Genomic DNA, 10,293 nt, shown 5'->3' on the forward strand with positions numbered 1-10,293 from the left:
TTAAGTTATGATTTTTTTTGAACGAGGGAAAAAAAATTGTAAACTATGCGCCTATTTTGGGGAGAATTATCATTTTAAACACGAGACGACCGAGTTACTGGTCAAGCGAACTGATTACTTTATTAGTCAGCTTATTTTTTACTCTTGCATATAATGCCTCATTCTGGGCGGACTTATTAAGTGGCAAAGAATTAACATCAGCACATACCTGGCTCATTATTATTTGTACTGGAATCGCAATTACAGGATTACAGTGGTTTCTATTATTGCTGGTCATTAACCGTTGGACTTTTAGAGGGTTTATGATTAGTTTGTTTTTAGTCACCTCCATCATGGTCTATTTCATGAATACCTTTCATGTCTATATCGATCCCAATATGGTGACTAATGCCATAAGTACCGATTATCAGGAAAGCAAAGAGTTATTACAATGGCGAATTATTCCTTATCTTTTGCTGCTCGGTGTAATTCCCAGCTGGATTGTATGGAATAGTCGTATTTATAAACGAAATTTACTCTCATATTGGACTGGTCGGTTTGGCTGCATATTTTTGTCGCTCCTCATGTTTTTGGGCGGTGGATGGGCTGTTTATAATGATCTGAGTCCAATACATCGTGCTAAAAAAGAAATTGTCTATTTAGTTACACCGTTAAACCTATTTTCGTCTTCAGCAAAGGCTTATTGGAGAGCTCAGAGAACGAAGGCAAGCCAAACAAGAAAACTGATTGCAAAAGACGCACAGCAACTCCCCAGATCAGTGGGAGCGAAGCCGCGCGCGATTGTTCTGGTGATTGGTGAAACCGTCCGTGCTGCCAATTGGGGCTTAGGCGACTACAGCCGCCAAACAACTCCTGAATTAGCCAAGCACCAGCTTATTAATTTTAGTCAAGTAAGCAGCTGCGGTACCTCAACAGCCGTATCCTTACCCTGTATGTTTTCTCCATATGGCCTTCGCCATTATGATGAAAAACGTATTAAGCAAAGCGAATCATTTCTGCATCTTTTAAATCGGTTAAATATTTCGGTATTGTGGCGCGATAATCAATCGGGCTGTAAGGGCGTATGTGATGGATTGCCTATGGAGAAATTAAAAATTGAAGCCATGTGCAAGAATGGTCGTTGCTTTGATGAAATTCTCTTGCATCAATTAAAAGAAAAAATTAGCTCAGTAAAGGGTGATCAATTGATTGTTTTACATATGCTGGGTAACCATGGGCCAGCTTATTATGAGCGCTACCCTGAGCAATTCAAACGTTGGCAGCCAACTTGTGATACAGCGGATTTAGCCAGTTGTTCACCAGAATCAATAGTTAATACCTATGATAATGCTATTTTGTACACGGATACTGTTTTAGCTCGTGCACTTGATGAGTTAAGTACTATTACAACACATGATACGGGATTAATTTATGTTTCTGACCATGGTGAATCTCTAGGAGAGCATAATTTATTTCTGCACGGATTGCCTTATTTCATGGCTCCTGATGAGCAGAAAAAAGTGCCTATGATTTTTTGGTCATCGAAAGGGTTGTCGGAGCAATTGGTGCTTGATAATGAGTGCATGCAGAGTAAAAAAGAACAAGCGGTTTCTCATGACTATCTTTTTTCTACTGTGTTGTCCTTATTTGATGTGAAAACAAAAAGTTATGATAAAAAGTATGATTTACTGCATACCTGTCGAAAAGGATAAAGTATAGAATAAAAAACACTGTCGTCATTGTCAGCGCAGCCTCGCTCTGGGTTGCTTCGCTGCGCTAACAATAGGTGATAGATTTGGTAAGGAAGTGCCACACTGCTGATCATGGTCCCAATAAAAGAAATAAATTGTCCTAAATAAAGTAATCGGAAATCACGATTTCTTTTAAGAATGGAGAGGTTTAGAAGGTGACTCATATTGGGCAATATCCAAAAAGCACCAATGAAAAGATTGATTCTATGCTTTTTCATAGATTGAATACAAATAAAATTTTCCTGATGGAGCTTCGTTTTTGTATTAAGTTTTACTTCTCTGATTTGGCCATATAATGGACTCAAAGGTCAAAATAAGGTAATATGTGCGTTTTTCGAGAGAAAATTTTTATGAGAGTTTTTATTTTTGGTGCGCAAGAAACTGGTAAAACGGCGTTATTAAAACAATTAACCAATCAAGAGGCTACGCACGCTCCATCCTCAAGCTATAAGACGACAATAGGTCCTGATTTTCAATGTATAAATGGCATGAATGTTTGGGACTCTCCTGGAACCAATGGTCCAAATAAGAATTTTATCGTCCCTTATATTCACGGGGTTGACGTAGGTATTTATTGTATTAATTTATCTAAAGTGATTAATGATACCGTTCTAGAGCAAATGAGAAAGGATATTTCATTGTTTAAGCTTATGAATAAAAATGCAAAACTAATTTTAGTAGGTACCTTTAGCGACCAAGCTTTAGAAGAAAACACAGTAGAATTATTGCATAATAAATTGAATGAATTTGGTTTTATGGATGTGCTCACTGTGACCACCGATGAAGCTCATGGTACACAATCATTACTTATGAGGCTTAAGCACGATTTTAAGCACTATAAGGAAGCGAAAGATCAGGAGTTAATCGAGCCGCATAGTTCTGCTAAGCAATTAAATAAACTAGAGGAGGTGCGCAATGGTTTATCGGCTAATGCTGATTTATGTCGCGCTTTAGATAAGTTAAATAATCAAGTGATTCGTTTAGGACTCAATGCTGAAGAAATTAATTTTCTGGCCGCTGAAGTTAACAGCTTGTTTATCAAGATAGGTAATTCGCTGATGCTCGATAAGACTAATGCTTATAATGACTTCCTTACAAATTGTGATGCTAAATTTACCGATAAATATCATGGTCTTAAGGCTGTAGTTAAAACGTTTGCGACAGTAGTTTTAGTTACCGCATTAGCCGCGGGGCTGTTCTTTGGATTAGGTGTTGCATTTGGTGCTTGGGCTGGTGCGTCTACATTTTTTGCGGCATTTGTAGAAGGGACTACAGGAACTGCGGTATTTGCTGCAGGAACTACTGCAACCAATCTGGCTTCTGTTACCTATTTTGCGAATAGATTTTTCCAGAAGCCAGTCAATAATGCTGCGAATGAATTTATAGAAAACGTAAAAAATGCGGATATCGAGGAATTGAGTTCTAATGGCATTATATAACAGTAGTGTTGTATGGCTTATGGAAGATCGAATTACCACAGCGTGACTGTGGTAATTCACTATACTACTAGATAGTGCATGAAAAAATTAATGGATATGTGGAAAACCGTTCAGACTCCAGGAGGGAGCAAATCATGGACATTGACTCAAGCCAATTAATCCGCTCCTCACTTATTGGCATAGTAATTCTATTGTTACTCCTTTTTATTCCCGTCGGAACCTTGAACTATTGGCACGGTTGGGTTTATACCTTGGTACTCCAATTGCCCTCGGCTTCTGGTGGGCACTTCTTTTAACGCCTATCCTCTGCGCAGTTTTAGTCGCTCGTATTTTGAATGAAGAGAATTTACTGGTACGCGATTTGCCTGGATATCCAGAGTATCAAAAGAACGTTAGATATCGATTAATACCATTTATTTGGTAACGATGATTTCGCCAAATACTGTTAGGCTATGATGTGATAACCACTATCAATGTAAATCGTATCTCCAGTAATGCTCTTCGCATAATCGCTGGCAAGAAAAGTTACCATGGCCCCAATATCATTGATATTAGTTAAAGAGCCGAGTGGGGATTTATGTGTTGCATCTCGGATTAATTCATCAAATTTATCTAAACCGGAGGCTGCTCGTGTTTTAAGCGGCCCTGGGGAAATGGCAATGACCCTAATATTTTCTCGGCCGAGTTCTGCCGCCATATAGCGCACCGAGGCTTCTAATGCCGCTTTCACTGGCCCCATGAGATTATAATTGCTTACCACTTTTTCAGCACCATAGAATGACATAGCGAATAGGGAACCGCCATTTTTCATTAATGGCTTGGCGAGGTTTGCTATACGTATAAAGGAATGACAGGAAATATCCATCGCCAGCAAGAAACCATCTTTTGATGATGCGAATAGTGGGCCATGCAAATCTTCTGTTGGGGCGAAGGCAATTGAATGGACGATAATATCAATTTGCCCCCAGGTTTTGCCAATTTCTGCAAATAAATCAGTTAAATCTTGGTTATGAGTTACATTGCAACGCATATAAATGGATGGTTCAAGCTCTTGAGCAATGGGATCAACGAATGGTTTGGCTTTTTCATTAATGTAGGTGAGTGCTAATTCTACGCCAGATGCTTTTAACATGCGTGCACATCCATAAGCAATGGAACAGTCATTGGCAATACCAATTACCAATGCTTTTTTTCCTGAAAGTAAGCTCTTATCCATGTGTTTTTCCTTCACGTCCTGTTTCATTTAATTATACATGACAATTTTTGTTTTTAATTTGTTCTATAATTTAAGGATAATGTTCCTTTGAAGATCATGGCTCTGTAGCACGTAAGGTAATGTTTGTTAATCAGGCTTCCGATCCTACTTTGGAGCGGTTATTGATTCCTGATATGGCTTTGGCTGATGCCTTGAAAGAAGTGGGCATTGCAATGGATCGGGTGCCTTCAAATCGTGGTTACATGGGGGATTTATATTCACAATTAGCACATCGTTATGAAAAAGCCTGTGATTTTCAGGGAACTGGCTCTGTGACTATTTTTCGGTAACCACCATGCCTGGAAATGAAGTGACCCACCCAGTGCAAGCGCTAGGATTTATTTTATTAATTAGTGCTGTATTACTATTTTCTGTTGGCTCAATTCAACATAAAGAGCTTTTAATTCATTTGGGAATATTCCTTTTAATCCTAAGCATTTTGATGATTATGGTTTTTGCTTCAAATGAGCCTGTGATTAATTTTAAAAGTTTCGCAAAACGAGTGATGTATGGTGCCGCCTCTGTTGTGGAGTTGCCATCATTATTTGGTGACGTTCTTAGCTATTTACATCTGTTTGCCTTGGGGTTGGCGGGAGCATCAATGGCCGTTACCTTTAATACTATTGCCCCTACAAGTTGGGTTTTGCAGCGATAAGAATGAGAAACGAAAAAAACAAGGCTAGAAACAAATAAAGACACCTAGGTGTCTTTATAATGCAGTGGTTTATTCTTATTTTTTTTAAGAACCACTTCTAATAATGGCGCGCCCGGAAGGATTCGAACCTCCGACCCTTTGGTTCGTAGCCAAATACTCTATCCAACTGAGCTACGGGCGCGTTGACTGGCGGAGAGAGAGGGATTCGAACCCTCGATGGGATTTCTCCCATACTCCCTTAGCAGGGGAGCGCCTTCGACCACTCGGCCATCTCTCCAATCAATGCCTCGGAGTATACGCAGGTATTTTTTCAACGTCAACATTTCTTTTGAAAATATATTAAATTCAGTAACAAAATAGGGCTGATGTGCAATATTTGTTTAATTGTATTCCAAAAAAAGCAATATATTTCATTCAGCTTAACTCTATGTAATTATGTTGAAAAACAGTGTTAATCGTTTCCAAATTTAGATGTTTACTGCTACTCTTACACTATAAAAAATCAGACCAATCATTAAGGAGGATCAATGAATCAGAAGTCGAATTTAAGTGGTCGCGATGTCTATGTAGTTGATGGTAACCGGACTCCATATCTTAAAGCGAAGGGGCTAGGTCCGTTTTCAGGATCTGATTTAGCAGTTGCTGCGGGTATGACTTTATTAAATCGACAACCATTTTCTCCAACCGAATTGGATCAAGTAATTATTGGTAGTGCTATGCCCGGCCCTGATGAGGCGAACATTGCTCGCGTAGTTGCTTTAAGATTAGGTTGTGGTGATCAAGTTCCTGCATTTACGGTAATGAGAAACTGTGCCTCAGGCATGCAAGCACTTGATAATGCGGCAATAGAAATTGCCAGTGGTCGCAGCGACTTAATCTTGGCAGGGGGCACCGAAGCAATGAGCCATGCTCCTTTATTATTCAACCACAAAATGGTGTCCTGGTTAGCTAATTGGTATGGTGCTAAAAGTATTGGACAGAAATTAGGATTAGTTACTCAGCTCAGACCTTCCTATTTAGCGCCCGTAATTGCTTTATTACGTGGACTAAATGATCCAATTGTCTGTATGAATATGGGGCAAACCGCCGAAAAAGTTGCTTACCGATTCAATATCACTCGCGAGCAAATGGATGAGTTTTCTTTACGAAGCCATTTAAAATTGGCTGAAGCTTATAGTGAAAAACGCATGACCGAAGTAACTCCCATTATTGACAGTAAGGGGCGTGTGCATGCTCAGGATGATGGAATGCGTCCTGATTCTACTTTAGAAAAATTAGCGAAATTAAAACCCTTCTTTGATAAGAAATACGGTATGGTTACGGCAGGTAATAGCTCTCAGGTAACTGATGGTGCTTGTTTATTATTGTTAGCTAGTGCTGATGCCATTAAAAAGTATCGTTTAAATGTAATTGGTCGTATTGTGGATTCACAATGGGCCGCGCTTGATCCCGCTAAAATGGGATTAGGTCCAGTGCATGCAGTAACGCCAATTATGCAACGTCATAATTTAAAAGCAGATGATATTGACTGTTGGGAAATTAATGAAGCCTTTGCGGCTCAAGTTTTAGGTTGCTTGGCAGCTTGGGATGATGATGAATATTGTAAGACGCAATTAGGCTTAGATAAGGCTTTTGGTGCTCCATCCATGGATAAATTAAACCGTGAAGGGGGCGCAATAGCTGCTGGACATCCTGTTGGTTCTAGTGGTGCACGTATTGTGCTTCATGTGTTGAAATCATTAGAGCAAAGAAATGAGTTGCGTGGAATGGCCTCTATTTGTATCGGTGGAGGGCAAGGAGGGGCTATGTATCTGGAACGTGTGACTGAGGTGAAAGGACATGAATAATTATAAGAACTGGGACTTAAAACGAGGCAGCGATAACATTCTGTGGCTTGGGCTAAATAGACACGATACGAGTGTAAACAGCATGAATGAAGAAGTCTTAGATGAGCTAAATAGTCAGCTTCAAGAGATTGCCCAAGATAAAAATGCCATCGGTTTAATTATTTATTCAGCAAAAGAAAAAGGATTTATTGCTGGTGCAGATGTTTCTTTATTTTCTAAATTTGAAACCCCTGCCCAAGCTGTTGATTTCTTACGCAAAGGTCACGCAGTTTTCGCTAGATTACAGGCACTAACTATTCCTACAGTTGCCATGATTGATGGTTTTTGTATGGGCGGCGGATATGAATTAGCCCTGGCATGTACTTATCGTATTGCCACTGACGAAAAAGATACGCGTATTGGCTTGCCCGAAGTAATGTTAGGTATTCATCCTGGCTGGGGTGGCACGGTGCGTTTGTCACAACTTATTGGTGGTTTTAATGCCTTAACACAAACTATTTTAACCGGTAGTACGGTTGCTTCTTCAAGAGCTAAAGCATTAGGTATGGTTGATGATGTAGTCCCTGTTCGTCAATTAAAGCGTGCTGCAGTTTATTTTATTAAAAATAAGCCACCACGCCACAAGCCTTCATTTCTACAAGGATTAACAAATGCGGCTTGGCTTCGTAAACCACTTGCAGCATTAATGCGTAAAAATGTTGCCAAGCGTGTACGCAAAGAACATTATCCTGCACCTTATGCCATTATTGATTTATGGGAAAAAGAAGGGGGCATGGGTGATAGAGCGTACCAGAAAGAAATTGAATCAGTTGAGCATTTGGTCACTCAAGGCATTACGTCCAAAAATTTGATCCGTGCTTTTGGTTTAAGAGAGCGAATGAAAGCTTTTGCCAAAGACAGCAACTTTAAAGCGCAACATGTACATGTGATAGGTGCTGGGGTTATGGGGGGCGATATTGCTGCCTGGTGTGCTTTGCGCGGCCTACGTGTAACACTGCAAGATCAATCTTATGAGCGTATTGCACCTGCTATTGGTCGAGCATATTCTTTATACAAGAAAAAATTGCGTAAACCACGCTTAGTTCAAGCGGCTATGGATAATTTAATTCCTGATCCAGACGGCCGTGGTATTGCTCAAGCAGATGTGATTATTGAGGCAGTTTTTGAAAATCTAAATGTAAAACAAGAAATTTTCAAAAAAGTAGAACTACTTGCGAAGAACGATGCAATTATTGCTACGAACACTTCCAGTATTCCTTTGGATGAGATTAGCATCGTGATGAGCGATCCAACGCGTTTAGTTGGTATTCATTTCTTTAATCCAGTTGCTAAGATGGATTTGGTTGAAATTGTTAGTGGTGCATCAACTGCTCAGCAAGTAGCGCAAGCCTCTTGTGCTTTTGTCAATCAAATTGCCAAATTGCCTTTACCCGTTAAATCCAGCCCCGGCTTCTTAATCAATAGAGTGCTAATGCCTTATTTAATGGAATGCGTGCAGCTTTTAGAAGAAGGTCATAGTGGAGAGACCATTGATGCAGCCGCCTTAGAGTTTGGAATGTTCATGGGACCTGTTGAGTTGGCAGACACTGTAGGTATGGACGTTTGCTTGGCTGTGGCAGAAAACCTAACTGCACATTATGGTGGTACTGTGCCGCAGAAATTACGTGACATGGTTAAAGCAGGTAAACTTGGCCGTAAGACAGGCGAAGGTTTTTATCAATATAAAAATGGTAAGCCTGTAAAAAGTCGTCCAGCAGAGGTTGCTAAAGATCAACATATAGCCGATCGATTGATTCTAAGAATGGTTAATGAGTCAGCAGCCTGCTTACGTGAAGGGGTTGTAGCCGATTCTGACTTGCTTGATGTGGGTATGATTTTCGCGACAGGATTCGCTCCATTCCGTGGTGGTCCAATGAATTATGCTAAAGACTTTGGAATCAATAATCTGGAAAGTTTATTTAAAACTCTGGAAGTAAAGTACGGAGAGCGTTTTAAAGTAGACGAAAGCTTGTAGTATATTGAACGTAGCCCGTATTAGCGCAGCATAATACGCCACAAGATCCCTTTAATGCGGGCTACGTTATTGATTAATTCAGCGTAGCTGGTTGTTTACAACCAGGGTACATTTATTTATCTGTACAATACTTTAAAACAAAATAACTAATAAAAAGCATAATTAAACTTCCCACAATATCTGTGCAATAATGCCAGCCCAATAAAACACAAGAAGCAATGAGCACAAGGTTAATAATCGCGAACACAATACAGGCTATTGGCCATTCTCTAAGTAAATTAACACACAAAATGGCCCAAATAGCATGAAATGATGGAAATGCGATTAACCCACCTTCGTTCGTAGTTGGTACAATATGATGATGAAGTTCGGAAAACTTCAAGCCTGTCGCAATTTGGCTTGACTCAAATAAGCTATGGTTGAATATACTGGCAGGGGCCACCGTAGGGAAAACATAATAAAATCCAAAACCAAGCAGTACGGTGGACAGCAATAGAAAATAATATTCACGCAACAAATGAAAGCGGCAGGAAAATAATACCAGTAAAGGAATAATACTCATTTGATAAGCTAGGCTGTCATAAATCGTGCTAAGTAACGCTTTGAACTGCCGATGCTCATTAGTCCAACTAACTATAGCCGCGGTATCAATTCCCATCAAGGCTTCCAGCTTTACAATATACTGATCAATTACCGGAAATGGCGTTAATTGAACCGCATTGGTTGCAAACGCAATAATCACCATTACCACAAAAAAATAGATTAATTCGTTACCTATCTGACAGGATTTGCTTTCTTTTGCAAAGGTTAAATGAAGTCCAACATTGAGGAGAACTAAGAAGATGCCAAAAGGTACTACGTTATCCGGAAAATAATTATTTCCCGGAAACTGATAAATAAAATAATTGATAAAAAAAGCTATAGCGGAAAAAAAAAGAATAAATCCAGCAAGTGAGCTAATACATCGAGAAGGTACTTGACGCATTTCCAAGGATTATTCAGTCGTTTCTAACAGTTGCTTTTGTTTAATTGCATGGAAAATTTCTTCTCGGTGCACATTAACCGAACGAGGTGCTTCAACGCCAAATTTAATATTCCCATGTTCTTGGGTTTTAAATGCCAAGATCTTAACAATTGTATCATTAATACTAATCATTAAGGGTTCTTCAAAGTGAAGAGAAACAATATCCATTAAAAACCTCATAATGTCTCATGGTTTCTCCTTATGGATTAATAGCCTTCTGCGGACATTCGCGGTAAGGCAAGGTTTTAAAAAAGCTGCCAATTGTAACGCTTTTAATCGTTCATGACAATGATCATGCATAATTTTATACATTCCTTTGCAAGGAAGAA

Annotated in this window: 10 protein-coding genes, 2 tRNA genes and 1 pseudogene; 7 read left to right on the forward strand and 6 right to left on the reverse strand. The window is 39.5% G+C overall.

From position 1 onward, the window contains the following. Nucleotides 1-56 precede the first annotated feature (56 nt). Entirely contained in the window at nucleotides 57-1,691 is a 1,635-nt protein-coding gene (locus tag ACQY7T_RS04125; RefSeq protein WP_428411448.1) for a phosphoethanolamine transferase, read from the forward strand. A 71-nt stretch (nucleotides 1,692-1,762) separates the two neighbouring features. Here ACQY7T_RS04125 and ACQY7T_RS04130 read toward each other — a convergent pair. Beyond that, nucleotides 1,763-1,894 (reverse strand): annotated as a pseudogene (locus ACQY7T_RS04130) (MFS transporter); the annotation flags it as partial. A gap of 186 nt (nucleotides 1,895-2,080) precedes the next feature. Between ACQY7T_RS04130 and ACQY7T_RS04135 the strand changes: the two are divergent. Then, complete coding sequence (locus ACQY7T_RS04135; protein ID WP_428411449.1) at nucleotides 2,081-3,169, forward strand: GTPase domain-containing protein; 1,089 nt, start codon at nucleotides 2,081-2,083, stop codon at nucleotides 3,167-3,169. A 134-nt stretch (nucleotides 3,170-3,303) separates the two neighbouring features. Continuing rightward, nucleotides 3,304-3,465: a hypothetical protein gene (locus ACQY7T_RS04140; RefSeq protein WP_428411450.1), complete on the forward strand. Its 162-nt coding sequence runs from the start codon at nucleotides 3,304-3,306 to the stop codon at nucleotides 3,463-3,465. Between the two features lie 149 nt (nucleotides 3,466-3,614). On the opposite strand, the gene fabI is transcribed toward ACQY7T_RS04140, so the two are convergent. Then, a complete protein-coding gene (gene fabI / locus ACQY7T_RS04145) occupies nucleotides 3,615-4,385 on the reverse strand; it encodes an enoyl-ACP reductase FabI (RefSeq protein ID WP_428411451.1) in 771 nt (256 codons plus the stop codon). Nucleotides 4,386-4,504: 119 nt separating this feature from the next. Between fabI and ACQY7T_RS04150 the strand changes: the two genes are divergently transcribed. Both ACQY7T_RS04150 and ACQY7T_RS04155 read left to right on the forward strand, forming a co-directional pair. Beyond that, nucleotides 4,505-4,714: a hypothetical protein gene (locus ACQY7T_RS04150; RefSeq protein ID WP_428411452.1), complete on the forward strand. Its 210-nt coding sequence runs from the start codon at nucleotides 4,505-4,507 to the stop codon at nucleotides 4,712-4,714. A gap of 5 nt (nucleotides 4,715-4,719) precedes the next feature. After that, entirely contained in the window at nucleotides 4,720-5,079 is a 360-nt protein-coding gene (locus ACQY7T_RS04155) for a hypothetical protein (protein WP_428411453.1), read from the forward strand. A gap of 104 nt (nucleotides 5,080-5,183) precedes the next feature. On the opposite strand, the gene ACQY7T_RS04160 is transcribed toward ACQY7T_RS04155, so the two are convergent. After that, nucleotides 5,184-5,260, reverse strand: a tRNA-Arg gene (locus ACQY7T_RS04160). 6 nt (nucleotides 5,261-5,266) lie between these two features. After that, nucleotides 5,267-5,356 (reverse strand) — tRNA-Ser (locus ACQY7T_RS04165). Nucleotides 5,357-5,606: 250 nt separating this feature from the next. On the opposite strand from ACQY7T_RS04165, the gene ACQY7T_RS04170 reads away from it, so the two are divergent. Continuing rightward, nucleotides 5,607-6,926: an acetyl-CoA C-acetyltransferase gene (locus ACQY7T_RS04170; RefSeq protein WP_428411454.1), complete on the forward strand. Its 1,320-nt coding sequence runs from the start codon at nucleotides 5,607-5,609 to the stop codon at nucleotides 6,924-6,926. Beyond that, complete coding sequence (locus ACQY7T_RS04175) at nucleotides 6,919-8,940, forward strand: 3-hydroxyacyl-CoA dehydrogenase NAD-binding domain-containing protein (RefSeq protein ID WP_428411455.1); 2,022 nt, start codon at nucleotides 6,919-6,921, stop codon at nucleotides 8,938-8,940. The genes ACQY7T_RS04170 and ACQY7T_RS04175 overlap by 8 nt, the downstream gene beginning before the upstream one ends. Before the next feature lie 112 nt (nucleotides 8,941-9,052). Here ACQY7T_RS04175 and ACQY7T_RS04180 read toward each other — a convergent pair whose 3' ends face one another. Together ACQY7T_RS04180 and ACQY7T_RS04185 are read right to left on the reverse strand one after the other, a co-directional pair. Continuing rightward, nucleotides 9,053-9,925, reverse strand: coding sequence for a phosphatase PAP2 family protein (locus tag ACQY7T_RS04180; RefSeq protein ID WP_428411456.1), 873 nt, complete (start codon nucleotides 9,923-9,925; stop codon nucleotides 9,053-9,055). A gap of 9 nt (nucleotides 9,926-9,934) precedes the next feature. Then, nucleotides 9,935-10,132, reverse strand: coding sequence for a carbon storage regulator (locus ACQY7T_RS04185; RefSeq protein WP_058534980.1), 198 nt, complete (start codon nucleotides 10,130-10,132; stop codon nucleotides 9,935-9,937). Nucleotides 10,133-10,293 lie beyond the last annotated feature (161 nt).

It is taken from the genome of Legionella sp., from assembly GCF_965140895.1.
Lineage (GTDB): Bacteria > Pseudomonadota > Gammaproteobacteria > Legionellales > Legionellaceae > Legionella.